The organism is Lysinibacillus capsici, from assembly GCF_020217405.1.
GTDB classification, from domain to species: domain Bacteria; phylum Bacillota; class Bacilli; order Bacillales_A; family Planococcaceae; genus Lysinibacillus; species Lysinibacillus capsici.
In genome coordinates, this window is sequence record NZ_CP084108.1 from 3,193,137 (window position 1) to 3,215,008 (window position 21,872).

At 38.5% G+C, this 21,872-nt stretch carries 22 protein-coding genes, 1 pseudogene and 1 riboswitch; of the genes and pseudogenes, 2 read left to right on the top strand and 21 right to left on the bottom strand.

Going from position 1 to position 21,872, the window contains the following annotated elements; all coding sequences use genetic code 11:
• Position 1: 1 nt before the first annotated feature.
• The 5 genes from LCP48_RS15700 to rpsU form a co-directional block, all read right to left on the bottom strand.
• Positions 2-250, bottom strand: a complete 249-nt coding sequence (locus LCP48_RS15700; protein ID WP_004227095.1) for a hypothetical protein — start codon at positions 248-250, stop codon at positions 2-4.
• Between the two features lie 54 nt (positions 251-304).
• A complete protein-coding gene (locus tag LCP48_RS15705) occupies positions 305-781 on the bottom strand; it encodes a hypothetical protein (RefSeq protein ID WP_004227092.1) in 477 nt (158 codons plus the stop codon).
• A 26-nt stretch (positions 782-807) separates the two neighbouring features.
• A complete protein-coding gene (floA, locus tag LCP48_RS15710) occupies positions 808-1,812 on the bottom strand; it encodes a flotillin-like protein FloA (protein ID WP_004227087.1) in 1,005 nt (334 codons plus the stop codon).
• Between the two features lie 3 nt (positions 1,813-1,815).
• Positions 1,816-3,144, bottom strand: a complete 1,329-nt coding sequence (locus LCP48_RS15715) for an NfeD family protein (RefSeq protein ID WP_004227083.1) — start codon at positions 3,142-3,144, stop codon at positions 1,816-1,818.
• A 307-nt stretch (positions 3,145-3,451) separates the two neighbouring features.
• Positions 3,452-3,625 carry a 30S ribosomal protein S21 gene (gene rpsU / locus LCP48_RS15720; protein ID WP_004227078.1) on the bottom strand — a complete coding sequence of 58 codons (174 nt, stop codon included), beginning with the start codon at positions 3,623-3,625 and terminating at the stop codon, positions 3,452-3,454.
• A gap of 252 nt (positions 3,626-3,877) precedes the next feature.
• A riboswitch (cyclic di-AMP (ydaO/yuaA leader) is annotated at positions 3,878-4,019 on the top strand.
• Between the two features lie 115 nt (positions 4,020-4,134).
• Between rpsU and LCP48_RS15725 the strand changes: the two genes are divergently transcribed.
• Both LCP48_RS15725 and LCP48_RS15730 read left to right on the top strand, forming a co-directional pair.
• Positions 4,135-5,472 (top strand): TrkH family potassium uptake protein, encoded by a 1,338-nt coding sequence (locus LCP48_RS15725; protein ID WP_009373828.1) that lies wholly within the window; start codon positions 4,135-4,137, stop codon positions 5,470-5,472.
• Positions 5,473-5,497: 25 nt separating this feature from the next.
• Positions 5,498-6,154 (top strand): potassium channel family protein, encoded by a 657-nt coding sequence (locus LCP48_RS15730; protein ID WP_004227067.1) that lies wholly within the window; start codon positions 5,498-5,500, stop codon positions 6,152-6,154.
• 51 nt (positions 6,155-6,205) lie between these two features.
• Here the strand turns inward: LCP48_RS15730 and LCP48_RS15735 are convergent, their stop codons facing one another.
• From LCP48_RS15735 to LCP48_RS15810, 16 genes and pseudogenes are all read right to left on the bottom strand, one after another.
• Positions 6,206-6,775: a manganese catalase family protein gene (locus tag LCP48_RS15735; RefSeq protein WP_004227065.1), complete on the bottom strand. Its 570-nt coding sequence runs from the start codon at positions 6,773-6,775 to the stop codon at positions 6,206-6,208.
• 24 nt (positions 6,776-6,799) lie between these two features.
• A complete protein-coding gene (locus LCP48_RS15740) occupies positions 6,800-7,063 on the bottom strand; it encodes a spore coat protein CotJB (protein ID WP_004227063.1) in 264 nt (87 codons plus the stop codon).
• The gene (locus LCP48_RS15745; RefSeq protein ID WP_004227061.1) at positions 7,056-7,283 is read right to left on the bottom strand and encodes a spore coat associated protein CotJA; all 228 of its coding nucleotides are present in this window, start codon (positions 7,281-7,283) and stop codon (positions 7,056-7,058) included. Before LCP48_RS15745 ends, LCP48_RS15740 begins: the two co-directional genes overlap by 8 nt.
• 135 nt (positions 7,284-7,418) lie before the next feature.
• The gene (gene deoC, locus LCP48_RS15750) at positions 7,419-8,090 is read right to left on the bottom strand and encodes a deoxyribose-phosphate aldolase (RefSeq protein ID WP_009373827.1); all 672 of its coding nucleotides are present in this window, start codon (positions 8,088-8,090) and stop codon (positions 7,419-7,421) included.
• Positions 8,091-8,298: 208 nt separating this feature from the next.
• Positions 8,299-9,633 (bottom strand): tRNA (N(6)-L-threonylcarbamoyladenosine(37)-C(2))-methylthiotransferase MtaB, encoded by a 1,335-nt coding sequence (gene mtaB, locus LCP48_RS15755; RefSeq protein ID WP_004227055.1) that lies wholly within the window; start codon positions 9,631-9,633, stop codon positions 8,299-8,301.
• 15 nt (positions 9,634-9,648) lie between these two features.
• Positions 9,649-10,386, bottom strand: coding sequence for a 16S rRNA (uracil(1498)-N(3))-methyltransferase (locus LCP48_RS15760; protein ID WP_009373826.1), 738 nt, complete (start codon positions 10,384-10,386; stop codon positions 9,649-9,651).
• 80 nt (positions 10,387-10,466) lie between these two features.
• A complete protein-coding gene (gene prmA / locus LCP48_RS15765) occupies positions 10,467-11,408 on the bottom strand; it encodes a 50S ribosomal protein L11 methyltransferase (RefSeq protein WP_004227050.1) in 942 nt (313 codons plus the stop codon).
• 21 nt (positions 11,409-11,429) lie between these two features.
• Positions 11,430-12,548 carry a molecular chaperone DnaJ gene (dnaJ, locus tag LCP48_RS15770; RefSeq protein WP_004227049.1) on the bottom strand — a complete coding sequence of 373 codons (1,119 nt, stop codon included), beginning with the start codon at positions 12,546-12,548 and terminating at the stop codon, positions 11,430-11,432.
• A 233-nt stretch (positions 12,549-12,781) separates the two neighbouring features.
• Complete coding sequence (gene dnaK / locus LCP48_RS15775; protein ID WP_009373824.1) at positions 12,782-14,623, bottom strand: molecular chaperone DnaK; 1,842 nt, start codon at positions 14,621-14,623, stop codon at positions 12,782-12,784.
• Positions 14,624-14,698: 75 nt separating this feature from the next.
• Positions 14,699-15,271, bottom strand: a complete 573-nt coding sequence (grpE, locus tag LCP48_RS15780) for a nucleotide exchange factor GrpE (RefSeq protein ID WP_004227038.1) — start codon at positions 15,269-15,271, stop codon at positions 14,699-14,701.
• Between the two features lie 17 nt (positions 15,272-15,288).
• The gene (gene hrcA / locus LCP48_RS15785; RefSeq protein ID WP_004227036.1) at positions 15,289-16,317 is read right to left on the bottom strand and encodes a heat-inducible transcriptional repressor HrcA; all 1,029 of its coding nucleotides are present in this window, start codon (positions 16,315-16,317) and stop codon (positions 15,289-15,291) included.
• Positions 16,318-16,406: 89 nt separating this feature from the next.
• Positions 16,407-17,552: a radical SAM family heme chaperone HemW gene (gene hemW, locus LCP48_RS15790; RefSeq protein ID WP_009373821.1), complete on the bottom strand. Its 1,146-nt coding sequence runs from the start codon at positions 17,550-17,552 to the stop codon at positions 16,407-16,409.
• A gap of 172 nt (positions 17,553-17,724) precedes the next feature.
• Positions 17,725-18,888: a chromate efflux transporter gene (gene chrA, locus LCP48_RS15795; RefSeq protein WP_009373820.1), complete on the bottom strand. Its 1,164-nt coding sequence runs from the start codon at positions 18,886-18,888 to the stop codon at positions 17,725-17,727.
• Between the two features lie 85 nt (positions 18,889-18,973).
• Positions 18,974-19,822, bottom strand: coding sequence for a DUF4179 domain-containing protein (locus tag LCP48_RS15800; RefSeq protein ID WP_004227019.1), 849 nt, complete (start codon positions 19,820-19,822; stop codon positions 18,974-18,976).
• A gap of 103 nt (positions 19,823-19,925) precedes the next feature.
• Positions 19,926-21,124 (bottom strand): annotated as a pseudogene (locus tag LCP48_RS15805) (DHH family phosphoesterase).
• A 306-nt stretch (positions 21,125-21,430) separates the two neighbouring features.
• On the bottom strand, positions 21,431-21,658 hold the full coding sequence (locus tag LCP48_RS15810; protein WP_009373817.1) for a hypothetical protein: 228 nt from the start codon (positions 21,656-21,658) through the stop codon (positions 21,431-21,433).
• Positions 21,659-21,872 lie beyond the last annotated feature (214 nt).

Here is a 21,872-nt window from a genome sequence, read left to right on the forward strand (position 1 = left end):
TTTAGCTCACACCCATATTCTTTGTCATTTTCATATGAAGCTCCTGTAGATTGTCAACAGTAAGATGTAGCATTTCTTCTTTGAGCGCATTGATTGTCACTGAATCCGCATTGACAGTAATATGATAATCTGCATAGACAAACGAACAGGTCGTCGTATCTGCATGAATAAAACGGTAGGGTCCAATAATCTTTAATGATTCGTATTCTAACAACTCAAGTAGTGGCGTTAATTGAAATAATTTTTTCATAAAAAATGCCTCCTTCTTCGGCAATATATGCATCGAAAAAGGAGGACATGCTAGTTATTTTCTTTTTGATTTCGGTGGCCCTAATATTTCAGCCATCACGATTGCTTGCATAAGATCATTTTTAGATTGAGGTAGTTGTAAAGTCGAATGTGAGCCAACTGACTGCACTTCCTTTTTTTCAGCACCTAATCGTCCTCGACTTTCTCGATTAGAAGAACGGCTAGGGATATCTGCTGGAATGACAGTTGGGGCAACATAGCTTGGTATCTCTCTTTTCACTTGTTCTTCAACAAATTTTTTAGGCTCCTCGACTTTCTCATTTTCTGGAATCCAATCTCCTATAAATTCTCGTGCAAAATCTTCAAAACTCTGTGCTTTCCCAGTACGATGTGACGCTTTCTCCGTAACCGGAGGCTCCACCACAGTATCTTTATTAAAAGGAGGCATCTGCTTCTGAGGCTTTTTATTTTTTGATTTTCCGAAAATAGAGCTGACTATGGCAATTATGGCAAAGAGTATTAATTGTTCCATATTATTAGTTCTGCTCCTTTCCGTTATTAAGCATTAGGTTCATTTGTTTCAGGTTTATCTGTGCTCACTTTTGAAATCGAATCGCGCATCGCTGTATCCGCTTGGATATTACGATAGTTCATATAATCCATAATACCAAGATTACCAGAACGTAAGGCTTCAGCCATCGCTTGAGGTACTTCTGCCTCTGCTTCTACTACTTTCGCCTTCATCTCTTGAACACGTGCAATCATTTCTTGCTCATTTGCAACAGCCATAGCACGACGTTCCTCGGCTTTTGCTTGCGCAATGTTTTTATCTGCCTGTGCTTGTTCAATCTGTAATTCAGCACCGATATTTTTACCGATATCTACATCGGCAATATCAATGGACAAGATTTCAAAGGCTGTTCCTGAATCTAAACCTTTAGATAATACTGTTTGCGAAATCATATCTGGATTTTCTAAAACTTCTGTATGATGTGTCGCTGAACCGATAGTTGAAACGATCCCCTCACCAACACGAGCAATAACTGTTTCTTCACCAGCACCACCGACTAAACGCTCGATATTGGCACGCACGGTAATACGAGCCTTTGCTTTTACTTCAATCCCGTTCATTGCTACACCTGAAATGAAAGGTGTTTCAATAACTTTTGGATTAACGGACATTTGAACAGCTTCTAATACATCACGCCCAGCTAAATCAATTGCTGCACAACGTTCAAATGACAGTTCAATATTGGCACGATGAGCCGCAATTAAGGCATTCACTACACGGTCAACATTACCACCTGCTAAATAGTGACTCTCTAACTGATTAATCGTTACAGGTAAACCAGCTTTATGTGCTTTAATCAACGGATTAACAATTCGAGACGGGATTACACGGCGTAAGCGCATCCCAATTAATGTGAAAATACTCACACGTACACCTGCTGCTAATGCAGAAATCCACAATGCTACGGGTACAAAGGTAAAGAATACCGCAAGCACAATGAATAAAATAACTAGTCCAGCAATAGGACCAATCAAAGCTAAATCAAAACCCATTTTCTATTCCTCCATCTCTTTATCTGTTTGTCTCACAACAATGCGTGAGCCTTCAACTTTAATAATTTCTACATGTTGATTGACATCGATATAGCCACCTTCTGAGACAATATCAATGCGTTCACTACCAAGTACCATTGTTCCAGATGGACGAAGTGGCGTAAGCGTTTTCCCAATTTTCCCTAACAGTTCTGTGCGATTCACATTGGATACATACCCTTCTTCTGTCGTGGTTGCATCCATTAACACAAGCCTGTTTAAGACATGCAGTTTTTTTCCGAAAAATTTCATCAGAATCACCATTCCTATCATCGCTATCACAAGCGCAATGAGAATTGCTACTATCATTTGCATCATATTTGCACCTGCCAGTATCAGACTTAGTACTATTAAGACACCACCTAAAATACCAACAATTCCACCTGGGACAAAAAACTCTGCAATTAAAAGGGCTAACCCAACAATAAATAACAATAATGTTTCATATCCCGCAAAGCCGGCCACCATATGTCCAAAGAAGAATAAACCAAGTGCTGATAAGCCCATTATACCTGGAACACCAAATCCTGGCGAATAAAGCTCCATCACAAGTCCTAAACTAGCGATAGACAATAGAATAGGTACAATGATGGGATTTGTAATAAAACGAGCTAATTTTTCAGAAAAGGTCGGTTCAATGGGAACAACATCACTACCATTCAAGTTGGTTACGTCTAAAAGCTCCTGAAAATCCTTAACCGTCCCTTCAGAATATTTAACCTTTAATGCTTCTGAGGCAGATAGGGTTAACAAATTCTTTCCGCCAGCACGGTATTCTGGTAGTTCATAGTTGGTATCTGCCATTGCTAATGCATACTTAGGGTTGCGCCCTGACGTTTCTGCTGCTGCTTTCATTTGAGCAAGCCAAGCGCTATTAGCCTTTAGGTCGGCCGCATTACCTGCTGAATCGATAACTGCCGCTGCACCGATTGTTCCATTTGGAACCATGTAGATCTCATCCGCATGTAAGGCTAAAAAAGCTCCTGCTGAGTGCGCATCCTTATTAATATAAGCAATCGTCCTTATTTGCGTTGCATCCATAAGCATGGCGATATCATTGGCCGCATTCACAAAACCGCCAGGCGTATGTATTTCTAAGATAATCGCCTCTGCATTGTTTTCTTCAGCCTCTTTAAAAGCTCGTTCTAAAAATGCATGAAGTCCTCGTTCTACTTCATTATGAATCAGAACATGATAAACCTTATTACTGGCAAAAGCCGAAGTTAATGGAAACGCTAACAAAAAAGTCATCCATATCACTAGTAAATAGCTGAGGATTCTCCGTTTTCGCATCTTTTCCCCTCCCTTCTAACATGCCTCTCCTCTGTATATACGGTCAATCATGCGAAAAGTTTCACAAATCTTAAAAATTTATTCACTTATTTATCATTCGATCTAATGCAATTACCAACAGTATGTGCAAAAAAGCCGTATGAATCAAAGTGAATTCATTCGGCTTTTTCATATGTACGTAAAGTTGAGCAATGTAAAATACCTGAAATTAATCAAAAATGTGATTAATTTCAGGTATAACTTTGTCTGCTCAGTGAATCATACAATTGCGTGTTATGAACGTAGGGATTTTTAATGGGAAATTAAATTACCACTTACGTTTACGTGCAGCTTCTGATTTCTTTTTACGTTTTACGCTAGGTTTTTCGTAGAACTCGCGCTTTCTAACTTCTTGAATTGTACCACTTTTTGATACAGTACGTTTGAAGCGGCGAAGAGCATCTTCAAGCGATTCGTTTTTGCGAACGACAGTTTTTGACATCTCTCTTTCCCTCCCTCCGAACACACGTCAATACACAATTAGGCAAATCACCTTCTGTTGTGTACTAAAAAATTATATCGTATTGTCTAATAATGGTCAATAGAAAGTATGCGAAATTATCAAGTGAATTTTTGGTTTTATTTTTGCTCGAATTATTCATACAGAAATCGCCCACAATAAAAATAATTACATTTTCCTAACAATTAAGGGGTTTACAAAAAATAGAATAAGGGCGTAGAATAATCACATTCAATTTCATATCGGCCAAATCTCAACTATTTGAGAACGGAGGAACCAATTTTTTGGGGTTAATTCTGCTTTAGCAGAAGGGATGAGAAAGCTCTTTCGCCATCCTACCCGTCAGCTAACTTCGTCGGCTAAAGCGAAGGAGGTCGTTATTGACCACCATTATGAGCATGCTTTCTGTCATTTTCATGCTCTTATCGTAGGTCTTTTTATTATGCCATTTAACAAACAGTTGTTTACTATTCAGAATTGAGGAAAATAAAATGAACAATTTTAAAAGAGCATTAAACCCTCCAAAAGTTCTCGTATTGGGCTTTGCTCTCATTATTGCCATAGGGACGTTTCTTTTAACAATGCCATTTTCTACAGAGGATGGGAAGGGTTTGCCCTTTTTAGATGCTTTATTCACTGCTACATCAGCTACTTGTGTCACTGGATTAATTGTAGTTGATACAGGTGATACGTTCTCTACTTTTGGCGAAGTGGTTCTTTTATTCTTAATCCAAATTGGCGGTTTAGGATTTATGACATTTGCCACATTATTATTTTTACTGCTTGGAAAGAAAATTTCATTAAAAGAAAGACTGCTGCTTAAAGAAGCATTTAATAATATCTCCATAGCTGGTCTTGTTCGATTAGTAAAAAGAATATTGCTTTTTACAGCATGTATTGAAATAATTGGTGGTCTTATTCTATCGATTCGTTTTTCTTTTGATATGCCCATTGGAAAGGCCCTTTATTTTGGATTTTTTCATGCCATATCCAACTTCAACAACGCTGGCTTCGATTTAATGGGTGGCTTTAACGGAATGACTGCCTATGTTGATGACCCCTTTGTTGTTTTCACCATCTGTGCTCTTATTACAATCGGTGGATTAGGCTTTATTGTTATGAATGAATTGTATGAATATCGTGTGACTAAAAGGCTTTCTGTCCATTCAAAAATAGTCTTAGTAACCACACTTTTGCTAACTGCTAGTGGAACCATTTTGATATTTTTGTTTGAGTATGGCAACCAAAAGACACTTGGATCATTATCCGAATGGGGTAAAGTGTTAGGTTCCCTTTACCAAGCGGTTACACCACGAACTGCTGGCTCCAATACACTGGCTATTGGAGACTTAACGCATTCTACATTATTTTTAATGATCATTTTCATGTTTATTGGGGCAGGCTCTGGGTCGACTGCTGGAGGTATTAAAATCACAACCTTTGCTGTTTTAGTGGCTACTATGTGGTCACAAATTCGAGGAAAAGAAGATGTCGTTCTCTTTAAACGTAGAATTGTCACTGAAACTATTTTAAAGGCTTTGACGGTTACAATGTGTGGAGGATTAATTGTTGTAGTCGTGACGATTCTTCTCAGTATCACGGAACAGCATCATAGCTTTATGATGTATTTATTTGAGGCTACCTCTGCATTTGGTACTGTTGGTCTTTCGATGGGCCTAACCCCAGATCTAACACCTGCTGGTCGTCTTCTTCTGGTTATTACCATGTTCGCAGGAAGAGTAGGACCACTAACCATTGCTTTTGCCATTGCAAAACGAAGAAAAAAAGAGAGTTTCCGCCACCCAAAAGGAAATATTATGATTGGATAACCAAATGAGAGGAAGGCAAAACGCTATGACCATTAAACAATACGCTGTGATTGGCTTAGGTAGATTCGGAACAAGCGTCGCTCGCAGATTGCATGAAGCTGGACAGGAAATATTAGGAATTGATATAAATGAAGAAAGGGTAGAGGATGCCGAACCCTATGTGACTCACGCTGTGGTTGCAGATACAACAGAAGAAAAAGCCTTAAAATCGATTGGTATTGGTAACTTCGATTGTGTTATCGTGGCGATCGGTAATGATATGCAATCTAGTATTTTAACCGTCTCTTTATTAAAAGAGCTAGGGATCAAAAAAGTGATTGCAAAGGCACTGGGTAAAAGACATGGGCAAGTGTTAGATAAAGTAGGAGCTGATTGGATTATTTACCCAGAAAGAGATATGGGTGAACGTGTGGCTAATCAACTCCTATCCCCAAATATGTTGAATTATATCGAATTATCAAAGGAATACAGTATTGAAGAAATTATGATTCCTTCCAAAATGGCTGGACAAAACCTTCGTGACTTAGACTTGCGTGCAAAATATAACGTCAGTGTAATTGCAATTGTGCGCGAGGGAGAAATTATTATCTCCCCTTCTCCTGAGCAAATTATTGAAAAGGAAGATTTATTAGTAATGATTGGTCATCGAAAAGATCTTAGCTTATTCTCAAATATCCAATAACCACAACAAGGCTGTGTCAAGTTCACCTTGATACAGCCAGCCATTTTTGTCTTAGAAAACTTTCTTTTGATCTCTATCATCTTTTAAAATTTCAACAGCCTCTCTGAAGCGTTGGGAATGAACAATTTCCCGTTCACGTAAAAACTTCAAACTATCATTTAAATCCGTGTCATCTGATAAGTCAATAATCCATTGATATGTGGCACGCGCCTTTTCTTCAGCTGCAATATCCTCATACAAATCCGCTATAGGGTCACCCTTTGCTTGAATATAGGTTGCTGTGAATGGTACACCTGAGGCGTTTTGATAGAATAGAGCCCGATCGTGATTTACATAATGATCACCCAAACCAGCTTCTTTCAGCATTTCTGGTGTTGCATCTTTTGTTAGCTTATAAATCATCGTGGCAATCATTTCTAAATGTGAAAATTCCTCTGTTGCTATATCGGTCAATAACCCTACTACTTTGTCAGGAATCGTATAGCGCTGATTCATGTAGCGTAGAGCGGCTGCCAGTTCCCCATCCGCTCCTCCATATTGTTCAATTAAAAACTTTGCAAGCATTGGGTTACATGTACTAACCTTTACCGGATACTGGAGTTTCTTTTCATAATACCACAAAGATTTTTCCTCCTAGTCTTTTGTTTAGACTTGCCATGGCCATGGTGTATCAATCCAGTTAAAAGGATAATTTGAATAGCTTCTCCCAAAATTCATGAGCGGTCCATATTTTTGCTCAAAATCAATTTTAAGTTTCATACTTTTCTCTGTATTTTCATTAAATTGCTGAATGGCGTCATAATCGTGTGGATGAGTGTCTAAATAGAGGTTTAATTCAACAATGATGAAATCAATTGCTTGTATTTCTTCTAATTGCTTATAAAATTCGGGCGGCATCTTTTTAGTCATGCTTCCTCCCTCCTTTTAGGGGAAATGGGTATGGGCTAAACAACTGTGGCCATAGGGTTCCTGCCATTAGCGCTTCTCTTGCGGTTGGAAATTGTGGAAGTCCAGGTGGTTGAAAACCCATATATAGTTGTGGGGGTGTTGCATAATACTTAACTTCTATAGGTTTACAAGGATCAAAGGGGCTAATATAGGGCCTCCAAGACTTATACTGTGTAAACATGACATCCTCCTTTCTGTATTTACATTCATCAGTGGAGTATATGTGCATAGAAAATTATTATGCTGATTAAACACAAAGAAGCCATAAGCTCACGTCAATGTACACATGAGCTTATGGCTCTATAAAAAGATAAAATTAATAGTTGGAGTCGGCAATTAAACCATTCATAATCGCTACACCAGAGCTAGCCCCAATACGAGTCGCACCAGCTTCTACCATTTTTTTCATGTCCTCTAAGCTACGAACACCACCTGATGCTTTTACGCCAAGATCTGGACCTACAGTTTTACGCATAAGCGCGATATCCTCTGCTGTTGCTCCACCAGTAGAAAAACCTGTAGATGTTTTCACATAGTCAGCACCCGCCGCTACAGCTAATTCACATGCTTTCACTTTTTCCTCATCTGTTAGTAAGCATGATTCAATAATGACTTTTACAAGCGCGCTATCTTTAGCTGCTTCTACTACTGCTGCGATATCTGCTTGTACAAGCTCATAGTTTTTATCTTTTAATGCACCGATATTAATAACCATGTCTACTTCTTTTGCACCGTTAGCAATGGCATCTTTTGCTTCAAATGCTTTGACTGCTGGCGTATTGGCACCAAGTGGGAAGCCGATAACCGTACAAACTAAAACGTCTGTACCCTGTAATAATTCACTGCTACGTTTTACCCAAGTCGGATTTACACAAACAGAAGCAAAGTTAAATTGTTTAGCTTCTGCACATAATTTTTCAATTTGTTCTTTTGTTGCCTCAGCCTTTAATAATGTATGATCAATCATACGTGCAAAATTTTTTTCCATTGTTGAACGCTCCTTCATTAAACAAGATGTACGTACCTCTTCGAATCATACCACTTTTTCATGTTGGCGTCTAATATCTTTCTATTTTATTAGTTTGGCTCAATTCAATTCCTACTATGACATGGATATGCCAATTTATTCGAGTATTCCCCTCCTCCTGAAGCAACAAAAAAAGGATTGCCTCCAACCGTTAGCAATCCTTTTCATATTAATTAACTGTTTCTAAAACACGAACAAATTGACCTTGTGAGTGTGGATAGCCTGCTTGTGTAATTTTTACTTTGACAAGCTGACCAATGAGACTTTCAGGTCCTTCAAACACTATTTTTAAGTAATTGTCTGTATAACCAGTTAGAAGCCCTTCTTCTTCACTGCCATCATGGACAAATTCTTCAGGAATCACTTCTAATACTTGGTCTTCAAAACGAGAGGCATATTCTTTTGCCAATTGATCATTTAAAGAAATAAGGCGATGCACACGCTCATTTTTAATATCTTCATCAATTTGATCTTCCATACGTGCAGCTGGTGTTCCTGTACGTGGAGAGAATGGGAATACGTGTAGTTCAGAGAACTTATGATCACGAATAAAGTTGTACGTTTCCATAAATTCTTCCTCTGTCTCACCTGGGAAACCAACAATGACATCTGATGTGACGGCTAAATCAGGTAAGGCCTCATGTAGTTTCGTTAAACGTTCACCGAAAAACTCCATTGTATATTTACGACGCATACGTTTTAAAACCGTATCAGATCCAGATTGGATAGGTATGTGTAAATGATTAACAACAATTTTAGATTCTCGAAGAACTTCAATAACTTCATCTGTCAATTGACTAGCCTCAATAGATGAAATACGAAGGCGCTTTAAGCCTTTTACATTGGCTTCTAAATCACGTAGTAGCTGTGCAAGATTATAATCTTTTAAATCTTGTCCATAGCCACCCGTATGAATACCCGTTAAGACGATTTCTAGGTAGCCAGCATCAACTAGTTGCTGAGCTTGATGTAATACTTCCTGTGGATCACGAGAACGCATTAAGCCGCGTGCCCATGGTATAATGCAAAAAGTACAGAAGTTGTTACAGCCTTCCTGTATTTTTAATGAAGCACGTGTACGGTCTGTAAATGCAGGTACATCTAATTCCTCATATACACGATTTTTCATAATATTACGTACGGCATTAATCGGTTGGCGTTCTGCACGATATTGCTCGATATAGCCCAACAATTTCGTACGATCCTGCGTTCCTACAACAATATCAACGCCAGGAATCGCCATAATTTCTGCCGGGGATGTCTGTGCATAGCATCCCGTTACACAAATAACCGCATCAGGATTTTGTCGCACTGCACGACGTATCACCTGGCGAGATTTCTTATCTCCAGTATTGGTAACTGTACAAGTATTAATAACATAGACGTCTGCTTGATGATCAAATTCTGTACGATCATAGCCCTCTTCCTTGAACAGTTGCCAGATTGCTTCTGTTTCATAATGATTTACTTTACAGCCAAGTGTGTGAAAAGCCACTTTTGACAAGGCTGAACACCTCTTTCATTCAAATTCATAGGATATGGCAGACAGTGCGTATAATGGCGCTGTTTCTGCTCGTAAAATTCTCGGTCCTAATGACATCGTTTGAGCGCCTGCTTGTAATAACGCTTCCGACTCTTGACGAGAAATGCCCCCCTCAGGACCAAAGATAATAAGCATTGATTTCGACTTCTTATCATACACGTTTTTTAGCTTCTCCGCAAACCTTGTGCGCTTTTCAGCCTTTGCATCCTCTTCATCAGCAATAAAAACGGCATCGAATTGATCTATTTGTTGTACTAGCTGTTTAAATGATATGGGTTCAAAAACTGTTGGAATATGCGTACGGTGAGCTTGTTCCGCAGCTTCCTTGGCAATTTTCTGTAATCTTTCTTGCTTTTTTGCACCTTTTTTCTTGTCCCATTTTACAATGGAGCGTTCAGCTTCAAAGGGTAATAAAGCAAACATTCCTAGCTCTGTGGCTTTTTGGGTAATAAGCTCCAGCTTATCACCCTTCGGTAAACCACATGCTACTGTTACTTGAATGGGTAACTCTGGGGAAGGGATTGTTTGTCCAGTCGCTTCAATGACGACCTCATCCCCTTCAAATCCTTCAATTGTGCATATATACGCAGTGTTTTGTGCAACAACTACAATGTTGTCGCCTTGCTTCATACGCATCACTCGTTCAATATGCCGTGCATCTTCTCCACTAATACGTGCATTTTCGATAGCTGTTTCAATAAAATAACGTTGCATGCCACACATCCTTTCTAGCAAGAAAGGAAAACGCCAAATCACAAGCACACGGCTCACGATTTGGCGCTTCCTCAGTCATGTTATAGTGGACGACGGGCAATAATGGCTACCCAATCTTCCATTAATAATACTTCTTCGATCACAAAGCCTGAAGCTTCAAGTGCTACTTTCACATCATCTCGCTTTGCTCCGATGATGCCCGAAGTGACATATAATCCACCTGGTTTTACAATTGTATACGCGTCATCTGTGAAGGACATGATGATTTCAGCCAAAATATTAGCGACTACTACATCTGCTGGTTCTTTTACAGTATCCAATAAGTTACCATGGAACACTGCCACCTTATCTTCCACTTTATTTAATGCTACATTTTCTCGCGCTGAACGTACAGCTACCTCATCTAAATCAAGCGCATGCACACTTTTGGCACCAAGTAATGCTGCACCAATAGACAATACACCCGATCCTGTACCGATATCAACAACTGTATCCCCTTCTTTAATGACCTTTTCAAGCCCTTGTAAACACATTACCGTTGTTGGGTGGGTACCTGTACCAAATGCCATACCAGGGTCTAATTCAATAATTAGTTCATCTGTTGAAACAGGTGTATATTCCTCCCATGTCGGTACGATAGTAAAGCGTTCAGAAATCTTAACAGGATGGTAGTATTGCTTCCAGGCAGTTGCCCAATCTTCTTCATTGACTTCGACAATGGATACCACATTTTCACCGATATCAATGTTAAAGTTCGTTAAATTTGTGATAGCTGCTTTTATTTCTTCGACTGTTTCATTTAAAAAACTAGACTCCGATAAATAAGCTTTAACAATCACGCCATCTTTCGGAAAATCATCTTCATTTAGCGCATAAATTTCACCATATTGATCTTCACGTGGCTTCGCAAACTCTGCAGAATCTTCGATGACAACACCACTTGCACCTGCTTCATGCAAAATATTCGAAATTGCTTCCACCGCATCATTTTTTGTATGAATGGATAATTCTGACCACTTCACGTAGCTCTTCAGCTCCTCTAATTATTCACCTTGGAATTTTTTCTTAATTTTGTCGAATAGTGAACTACCTTGTTCTTCAGGGATATCGCCACTAATTTCTGCAAATTCTCGTAATAATTGCTTTTGTCTTTCCGTTAATTTTTCTGGTGTCATTACTTTTACTGTCACATACTGATTACCCATACCATAACCATGAACATTTTTAACACCTTTATCTTTTAGACGGAATTGAGCACCTGACTGTGTTCCAGCCGGAATACGTAATTTTACTTTCCCATGGACTGTTGGTACTTCAATTTCATCCCCAAGTGCTGCTTGAGGGAATGTTAATTTCAACTCGAAGTAAATATCGTCTCCATCTCGTTCGAAATCCTTGTGACCTTGAACGCGGAACATAATATATAAATCCCCTGCAGGTCCACCGTTTATACCTGGTTCACCTTGACCAGATACACGAATTTGCTGTCCATCATCCACACCTGCTGGGATTGTCACTTTAATTTTCTTACGTTTTTGAACTTTTCCTTCTCCACGACAAGTCGTACATTTTTCTTTAATAATTTTACCTGTCCCATGACATGTTGAGCATGTACGACGGTTCATCATACGACCAAATGGTGTATCCACTGCTTGATTGATTTGTCCTGCACCTTTACATGTCGAACATGTTTCTGGTTGCGTGCCTGGTTTTGCTCCTGAACCGTGACATGTTTCACACGTTTCATCTTTTGGGATTTCTATTTCTGTTTCTTTTCCAAAAATAGCTTCCTCAAATTGGATGTTCATACGATATTGCAGATCATCCCCTTTACGTGGAGCATTTGGATCCTGACGGCGACCACCTCCGCCAAAGAATGAACTGAAAATATCCTCGAAGCCGCCAAAGCCGCCCCCTCCAAAGCCACCACCAAAACCAGCATTCGGATCCTCATGACCAAATTGGTCGTAGCGTGCTTTTTTCTGGTCGTCACTTAATACTTCATATGCTTCAGCGATTTCTTTGAATTTTTCATCTGCGCCTGCCTCTTTATTAAGGTCAGGGTGATATTGCTTTGATAATTTACGATATGCTTTTTTAATCTCATCTTTTGTTGCCGATTTTGTTAAACCAAGCACCTCGTAATAATCGCGTTTCTCCATGATTCACACTCCGCTCTGTTTGCATAAAATCTATTGTAACATGCAGTTGAAAAAACTGCCTTAATTTTTCGATTAAACGTTCTATAAATTCCAATAATGAAGATACTCACTTCCTAGCAGCTAACGTATGCAACTAGCCCATAAATGGTGCATTTACGTGAAGTGACCTCACATCATGACAAAAGCCAAAGCCGCAAGCGGTCTTTGGCTTTTTCACTTAACTGTGTTACTTCTTATTTATCGTCTTTTACTTCTTCGAATTCAGCGTCTACAACACCGTCATCTTTTTTACCAGCGCCAGTGTCTGCACCTGCATCGCCGCCTTGAGCTGCTTGAGCAGCTGCTGCCGCTTGTTCGTAAACTTTCATCACTAGTGGCTGTAATACGCCTTCTAGTTTTTCTTTAGCTGCTTTAATACCTTCTAATTCACCAGCTTCAAGCGCTTTTTTCAATTCATCACGAGCATCTTCAACAGATTTTTTCTCGTCTTCCGTAATTTGCTCACCAAGGTCAGCAATTGTTTTGTCCACTTGGAATACTAATTGGTCTGCTTCGTTACGAAGATCTGCTTCTTCTTTACGTTTAGCATCTGCTTCCGCATTAGCTTCAGCGTCTTTTACCATGCGTTCAATTTCTGCCTCTGATAAACCAGAATCAGATTGAATCACAATTGTTTGCTCTTTGTTCGTACCAAGATCTTTTGCTTTTACAGATACGATACCGTTTTTATCAATGTCGAATGTTACTTCGATTTGAGGCACACCACGTGGTGCTGGTGGAATATCTGCTAATTGGAAGCGACCTAATGTTTTATTGTCAGCTGCCATTGAGCGTTCACCTTGTAAAACATGAATATCTACTGCTGGTTGGTTATCAGCTGCTGTAGAGAAAACTTGAGATTTTGAAGTAGGAATAGTTGTGTTACGGTCGATTAATTTTGTGAACACGCCTCCCATTGTTTCAATACCAAGTGAAAGAGGTGTTACGTCAAGTAATACAACGTCTTTCACATCACCTGTTAATACGCCACCTTGTACTGCAGCACCCATTGCAACAACTTCGTCAGGGTTAACACCACGGTGAGGCTCTTTCCCTGTTTCTTTGCGTACTGCTTCTTGTACTGCTGGAATACGTGTAGAACCACCAACTAAAATAACTTGGTCAATTTCAGAAGTTGACAGACCTGCATCAGATAATGCTTGACGTACTGGTCCTACTGTACGATTTACTAAAGGTAAAGTAATTTCATCAAATTTTGCACGAGTTAAAGAGATTTCTAAGTGTAATGGACCTGCTTCACCAGCTGTAATGAATGGTAAAGAGATTTGAGTTGATGTTACACCAGATAAATCTTTTTTCGCTTTTTCAGCTGCATCTTTTAAGCGTTGCATCGCCATTTTATCTTTTGATAAGTCAATGCCATTTTCTTTTTTGAATTCAGCTACTAGATATTCGATAATTGCGTCATCGAAATCATCTCCACCTAGTTTGTTATCACCAGCTGTAGCTAGTACTTCAAAGACACCGTCACCTAACTCAAGGATAGACACGTCAAACGTACCGCCTCCAAGGTCAAATACTAATACTTTTTGATCTTGATCTTGTTTATCTAATCCATAAGCAAGAGCTGCAGCAGTAGGTTCGTTGATGATACGCTCTACTTCTAGACCTGCGATTTTACCAGCATCTTTAGTTGCTTGACGCTGTGCATCGTTAAAGTAAGCAGGAACTGTAATAACTGCTTTTGTCACTTTTTCCCCTAAGTAGTCTTCAGCATAGCCTTTTAAGTATTGAAGAATCATCGCAGATACTTCTTGTGGCGTGTAGTCTTTATCTTCGATTGTTACTTTTTCAGCTGTACCCATTTTTGATTTAATAGAAATGATTGTGTTAGGATTTGTTACTGATTGACGTTTCGCCACTTCACCAACTTGACGTTCACCATTTTTAAAGGCAACAACAGATGGCGTTGTACGGTTTCCTTCTGGGTTTGGAATTACTTTTGGTTCTCCACCTTCAAGTACAGAAACGCAAGAGTTTGTTGTTCCTAAGTCAATACCAATAATTTTGCTCATTAAAATTTCCTCCTATTATGTCAACGCAAGGGATGCGTTTTCTAACTAATTTTAATTGACTAAATAGTGCAAAGACTATTCGTTCACAGATACCATTGTTGGGCGTAATACACGATCCTTTAAGATATATCCTTTTTGTAGTTCGCGTAAGACGATACCCGTTTCTTTTTCACTATCTTGTTCTTGCATAACAGCTTGGTGAATTGTTGGATCAAATTGCTCACCTTCAGCTTTAATCACTTGCAGACCTTCTTTTTCTGTTGCTTCAATTAAAGAGCGATACACCATTTCAATTCCTTTAATGATCGATGCAGTCTCTTCAGAAGTTGTCTCTACTTGTAAAGCACGTTCAAAATTATCAAGGACTGGTAATAGATCAGATAGTAAGCTTTGGGCGCGATACTTTTCAGCTGCCTCACGGTCTAACTGATTACGACGGCGCATATTATCGAAGTCAGCACGTAAACGTAGGTGACGATTTTCTTCGTCAGCCAGCTTTGCTTGTAGTTCAGCCAGCTTAGCCTCATACTGTTCTTCAATTGATAACTCTACTTCTTCCTGAACTTCTGTTTGCTCTACTTCCTCAGTTGTCGTTTCAGCTTGTACATCTTCTTGTACTAAATCTTTGTTTTCCGTTGTTTCCGTCACTTGAATCCTCCTCATTATCATTCACTACGATTCTTCATAAAGGCTTGTGTTAAATCCAAGCGCATTACGTCTAATAAAGCTACAACACGTTTATAATCCATACGTGTAGGGCCAATAATAGCAATGGCTCCCTGTTGATCATCACCAATAGAATAGGTAGTGGTAATGACACTGCAATTTTCCATTTCTAGTTGTTTATTTTCTGAGCCTATCCGAATATGAATACCTGATTCATTCGGGTGGAAAAGTGACTGCACTTGGCTAGTCGTCTCCATCAAGTCCAAAATCATCCGGACTTTATTTAAGTCATGGAATTCTGGTTGGTTGAACATATTCGTTTTCCCACCATAGAAAATTTTACTTTCTGAATTATGCATTGTTGCTGTGATAAGTGCGCGAATAAAATCATCCGCTGACCGAACATGTTGCTGTAACACGGCTAGCACTTCAGCTTCAAGGCTTTTATGGAGATCCTCTAATGAAACTCCAATAAGGCGATCATTTAAGATATTCACCATTTTCTCTAAATCAGAAGCGGTAAAGTCAGGTGGTAGATTGAACATGCGGTTTTCTACATGCCCATTATTCGTCACGATAATCGCTACTGCTGTGTCGCTTGAGAGAGGGACAATTGAAAACCGTTTAACACGATGCCTTTGGACATCAGGTCCTAAAAGTATGGAAGTATACGATGTCAGCTCTGATAAAATATTGGCTGACTTTCGGATAATATGCTCTACTTCTACTAGTCGATCATTAAAAATTGATTGAATTTGTTGAATGTCCTTGGAATTAATACCTTGAGGACTCAACAAATGATCTACATAAAATCTGTAACCCTTTTCCGAAGGCACTCGACCAGAGGAGGTATGCGTTTTTTCTAAAAAGCCTAATTCCTCTAAATCCGCCATTTCGTTTCGAATAGTGGCTGGACTAAATGTAATCCCTTGTTTTTTGGAGATTTGGCGAGAACCTACCGGCTGCGCAGACACAATAAAGTCGTCTACAATGACTTGCAATATCTGTAACTGCCGATTTGTTAGCATGATTATCACCTCTGTTAGCACTCAACTAAGAGGAGTGCTAATACTATTATTAAGTTATCAAATCCCACATTTTATGTCAACGATATCGCTCAATCTTCTAGCAAAAATTGTTGAAATACTTCATTGCCCACAAAACGTCCTTTTCTCGTCAAGCGTACCCCAAGCTCATCCTGTTCTAAAAGCCCCTTTGACACTAGATCTTTTATTACCACATCATAATGGGCAGACATAGGTGTTTTAAATTTCTCTTCATATATAGAGTGCATAACACCCTCTGTTTTTCTTAGCCCTAAAAACATTTGTTCTTCTCTTTTTTCCACTTGTGATACTTCATGTGCGTGGACAATTGGTAGCTCATTTGCCTCAATAGCTTCCATATACTTTTTTAATGGACCGTGATTGGAATAGCGTATACCTGCTAAATACCCATGAGCCCCTGCGCCAAACCCCACATATTCATCATTATCCCAATAAATCTTGTTATGCTCTGAACGATACCCAGGCTTTGCAAAATTACTAATTTCGTATTGTTGAAGCCCATGTAAGGCCATTTGTTGCATCAGCACATCATACATATCCGCTTCTAAATCTTCTGTCGGTAAATACAATTTTCCTTTAGCGTACTGATTATAAAAAATCGTTTTGGGTTCTACAATAAGAGAATAGGCAGAGAAATGTGGCAAATCAAGAGTAAAAGCTTTGGCTAATGAATCCTTCCATTGCGCCATTGTTTGTCCAGGTAAGCCATACATTAAATCAATGCTGATATTACGGAAGCCAATTTTCCTAGCCAAGGCGATTGTTTCATAGACATGATCATTACTATGAGTGCGTCCAATCTTCTGTAGCAATCCCTGGTCAAAAGATTGTACCCCCATGCTTAAACGATTGACACCACCGTCGAACAACACCTGCAATTTGGCTGCAGACAATTCATCTGGATTTGCCTCTGATGTAAATTCTGTCACACTATTCATTGGAATATACGTATGAATAGACGTTAGTAGTTTGTCCAATTGCTCAGGCGATAAAGCTGTCGGTGTTCCGCCACCAAGAAAAATCGTCTCGATGTTACGGAATTTTTCAGGATGTTTTTCTGTTGTCAGGGCCATTTCCTTTCCAAGCGCTTCTATATATTCATCCACTGGTTGATTTTTAAAATAAAATTTATTGAAATCACAATAATTACAGATTTGATGACAGAAAGGAATATGAATGTAAACACCTCGTGCCATAGCAATCCCTTCTTTCGCGTTAAGTCTTTTCCATTTCTACATTATAACGAATCGATAGAAGGAACGCTATGAAACCCCACAGATACTTTTAATGAATATTGATTCTGTAATGACAAAACAAACTGCACCTCCGATTATTAGTTAGAATCTAACAATCGAAAGTGCAGATTTTTCATGTATAAAAAATGACGCCCACAGCAATTCCTAAAAGCACCAATAAATAAGGTTGTATTTTCCATCGAATTAAACACCATAAAAAGACAGCCACTATGAAAATATCTAACGTGCTGAGGATGGTTTGTGTTACAACGGGATGTACAAAAGCAGCGGCTAGAATGCCAACGACCGCCGCATTTGCGCCTGCCATCGCACCTCTAAGACGTGCAATACGGCTTAGGCTAATCCAAAATGGTAGCGCTCCAACCACTAGCAAAAACGCTGGTAAAAATATTGCGAAAGTAGCAATAATAGCCCCTGGAACGCCAGCAATGACCATACCGATATATGCAGCAAATGTAAATAAAGGGCCCGGAACTGCCTGTGTCATACCGTAGCCAGCTAAAAAATCTGAAGTACTTATTTGACCACTTTGAACAAATTGTGTTTCCAGTAAAGGTAAAACAACGTGACCGCCACCGAATACTAAGGCACCTGCAAGATAAAACTTCTCCATCATGGAAATCCACTCATGCTGCCATAAGGCGGCTAATACAGGTAAACCTAGGAGTAGCATGAAAAAAAGTACTAGTAAAACAATGCCCGTGGTTTTTGAAATAGGTATATGAACTAATTTTGAGGTATTACTCGCGTCACTTTTTTTCAGAAGTTGAAAGCCTAAACAAGCAGCGATCAATATTGCTACGATTTGAGCAAATGGATTTAGCCACGTCAATACTGTTAACAATGTCAATATAGCAATCAACCAGTGCCATTTTGTCGAGAGTAATTTTTTGCTCATATCAAAAATAGCATGAGCGACAATCGCCACTGCTACTAACTTCAAACCATGAATCCAATCCATCTTAAACTCTGTATACTTGGAGAAATAGGCAAAAATTATAAGTATCAGAACAGATGGTAAGGTAAAACCAAGAAATGATAGAAAGCTTCCTAATACTCCTCCTCTAAGTAAGCCAACCCCCATCCCCACCTGACTAGATGCAGGACCAGGCAAAAATTGACTTAACATAACGAGTTGACCATAATCATGTGCAGAAAGCCATTTACGCTTCTGTACATATTCCTGTTGAAAATAACCTAGATGAGCTGTTGGGCCTCCGAATGAGGTACAGCCCAATTTTAAAGCAACAAAAAAAATCTCCCAAAGCCTTCGCAAACTCTCAACTACTTTCCATATCTTTTATTTCATTTTACATGGAAAGCAGTTTTTATTAGATTAAGAGTTTGTAAAATTTAATTCATTATTCATCTTTCTTTATTTTAATTGCAGAACCTACTTTACTACCCTCTTTATTGATTGGAATTAAAGTGTAATTTTTTTCTGTTAAATAGAGTGCATCTACACGACTTCCCCACCTTGTACCCTCTTTATTTAATGGATAGGGTGTGGCAAAAGCCCATGATTGTCCAGATTTTGATTGGATTTTAAAGTGTAACGCATCATTGACAACACTTTCCTCAGCATGAAAATAAATGGTTGTGGAAATAGGTGTGGAGACAACTTTGTCAATGGTTATTTCCTGCTGATCACCATGCTTTACTTTTTTATCAATAGAAAAGATTTCACGATCTTGTTGTAATTGCTCTTGTGAAGCATCTACCTGAAATTCCCATGGCTTCTCAATTGGTGTTTCAACATTCCAATCTTTATAACGAATAACTAATTCTAATTGTTCATCAGTCGGAAAATCATCCATTTTAATACTATTGTATATTGTATAGACGTTGGCAGACTTTGCTATGGACTGTCCTCCATTACGAACCATATAATCTTGACCATTGACGAGAATTTGCGGAAAGAAAAATACTTGATGGTCTAGTTTAAACTCTTTTCCAGGTTCGAAAGTTGCATTCAGTAAAATTTGATTATCATCTATAATCACTTCATTTAATGTTAACCTTCCTAAGCTATTGCTAGCTGTTTTCCCTACATCCGTTTTATAGGCTTCAAAATTCACATCCTGATCCCACCACAAATACAGCGTCGATCCACTAGCAATCATTAATAAAAGGATCACAATAATAAGCCATTTCTTACTTCTCCGATTTTCCTTATCCAAATCCACAACTCGAATCATATCATTGGACAACCGTACACCTCATTTTTTATAAAGATCATTATGATTCATTGTAGTGCTCAATCATGCATTATATAACCTTCTATGTTGAAGATTCATTATGTATAAAAGGATATTACACCCCTTTATGTAGATGACGAACTTTATTGACTTCATGCATTAAATAGTCCACAAAGAGATCATCTCTTACTAGCCATGCTTGATTATTTCGCTTTAAAAACCACTCTGCTTCATTAAAGCCCGCAAAGGATTGTGTCAGTGGCATGTTATTTTTTTCAATTATCCAATCAACCTCATCGTTTGAATAGAGCATAAACATTTCATCTTGCTGATTTTTATAGAAAGTCCCAAACGTAGACCCTTTTATGTTATAACGATTTCTTTTTGCATCCTCTGGAATAGGCTCTATATGGAATGTTGCCACTACATACTGCTTGTAAGCTTCCACCGTTAATGAGCAGCCAGCAGCCTTTTGATGTCCACCTCCACCATATTTGGCGGCAATAGCTGACACATCAATATGATCATGAATTGTTCGAAAGGATATCTTTTTACTGCCCATATTGATCATCGCAATATAATCAAGATGCGGATTTTCCTTTCCCAATTCATTACCAAGCTCAGAAAGATAGGATTCTGCATAGACAACCCCAGCATAGTATTCACCCAAAGTGGTTTGAATAAGCTCCCGTTTCTTACGTCGAATGTAACGCTCTGTTTTTTCTTCTTCCATGCTTAAAATTTTCTTTTCAAAATCATCGAAGTCAAAGTGATCACTTGTTTTTAAACGCTCGAGCATTTTCTCTTCAAACTCTTCAATCGACACTAAAAAAAGAGTGCATTTAATCTTTGCGCTTGTAAATTGCCGTTCTTTTCCCATTCCCATGTATCGTATTGTCTTACTAACTCTACAAATTCAGAAATGGCTTCTGTTTTTTCTAATAGTCCATGGATAACGAGGTATTGATAATATAAAGATGTAGCTGACGTTAAAAAGCCTTGCTCATCCTCAATTAATACCTTTCCCCACTCATATTGATTGAAATGAAGTGCTGTCTTATGATGATCCAACAATTGCACATTACCTGTCGCCTGATAATAATCATGAATCCTTTTTTCATTCTCTTCATTTGGAGAAAGGTCAGTAATAAACAAAAATGTTTTCTGTTGATCATTCTCCAAAAAGAATTCGATTTCGCGATCAAGTGCTGTAATGGAATTGTAGCGTATTTTCACCTTATCGTTAAAAGCAAGCTTGGCTAAAATCCCACACCCTACTCCGTCTAGATCATTATGTGATAATAATTTATACATGTTCTCACCTCCACTGTAGTATGGTTATTTTTTCAGTATTCAAACAGATAATGACGTTCAATACGTAACAACATTGATATTGTTTTCCAGATAACATACATTAAAATCATACATCTTTAGGGTGAAAGAGAGGACACAGTGAATGAAAAGGAAACTAGTTTATAGTGGAATCGGATTTATCTGATCTTTGCATTAGCATTTTCAGCTTATTTAATAAGTCTAATGTAATGTGAGTTAAGGATTAATTCATCTACCTGTTCCGTTGTTACAACGAATTTTTCTCCCAATGTACCTCCACTCCCCCTTTTAAAATTCTCCTTCATCTGATTCACCCATTATGATTACATCCAATTGGAATTGGTCATATTGGCTTCTTGTCATAAGGAACTCAGATATATAATTTTTATTCTTTTTTATTTCTTTAAACTTATCTTCCGCTTCTTTTTTAGAATTAAAAGATAATAGAGGCTCTCTATCTGTGTCCAAATCAATATAGGTAATTACATATTCTTCATCATTAGAAGGTGTTTTCACATAAAGCCCTCCCTTTACCCTTAATGGTTTTTAACTACTTATGATTTGAAGCGGTAAGCCGTATCATGATGTTTAGAAAAATAATCAAGCATTTGACTATGACTAATATTTTCGAACACTTCTTCTTTTCCATCTTTTTCTTCTTGGATAACCACTTGATAAGACCTCACAACCTCACCAAACACTTCATTTTATTCAATAATATTACATCTAC

Coding starts and splice junctions, on each gene's coding strand:
- LCP48_RS15730 (WP_004227067.1), top strand. CDS start 5,498: ATGACCATTAAACAATACGCTGTGATTGGCTTAGGTAGATTCGGAACA.
- rpsU (WP_004227078.1), bottom strand. CDS start 3,625: ATGTCAAAAACTGTCGTTCGCAAAAACGAATCGCTTGAAGATGCTCTT.
- dnaJ (WP_004227049.1), bottom strand. CDS start 12,548: ATGGAGAAACGCGATTATTACGAGGTGCTTGGTTTAACAAAATCGGCA.
- dnaK (WP_009373824.1), bottom strand. CDS start 14,623: ATGAGCAAAATTATTGGTATTGACTTAGGAACAACAAACTCTTGCGTT.
- LCP48_RS15740 (WP_004227063.1), bottom strand. CDS start 7,063: ATGACTAAAAAGATGCCGCCCGAATTTTATAAGCAATTAGAAGAAATA.
- LCP48_RS15760 (WP_009373826.1), bottom strand. CDS start 10,386: ATGCAACGTTATTTTATTGAAACAGCTATCGAAAATGCACGTATTAGT.
- floA (WP_004227087.1), bottom strand. CDS start 1,812: ATGGGTTTTGATTTAGCTTTGATTGGTCCTATTGCTGGACTAGTTATT.
- LCP48_RS15700 (WP_004227095.1), bottom strand. CDS start 250: ATGAAAAAATTATTTCAATTAACGCCACTACTTGAGTTGTTAGAATAC.
- hemW (WP_009373821.1), bottom strand. CDS start 17,552: ATGGCACGAGGTGTTTACATTCATATTCCTTTCTGTCATCAAATCTGT.
- LCP48_RS15745 (WP_004227061.1), bottom strand. CDS start 7,283: ATGTTTACACAGTATAAGTCTTGGAGGCCCTATATTAGCCCCTTTGAT.
- deoC (WP_009373827.1), bottom strand. CDS start 8,090: ATGGAAAAAAATTTTGCACGTATGATTGATCATACATTATTAAAGGCT.
- hrcA (WP_004227036.1), bottom strand. CDS start 16,317: ATGCTAACAAATCGGCAGTTACAGATATTGCAAGTCATTGTAGACGAC.
- LCP48_RS15715 (WP_004227083.1), bottom strand. CDS start 3,144: ATGCGAAAACGGAGAATCCTCAGCTATTTACTAGTGATATGGATGACT.
- LCP48_RS15705 (WP_004227092.1), bottom strand. CDS start 781: ATGGAACAATTAATACTCTTTGCCATAATTGCCATAGTCAGCTCTATT.
- LCP48_RS15725 (WP_009373828.1), top strand. CDS start 4,135: ATGAACAATTTTAAAAGAGCATTAAACCCTCCAAAAGTTCTCGTATTG.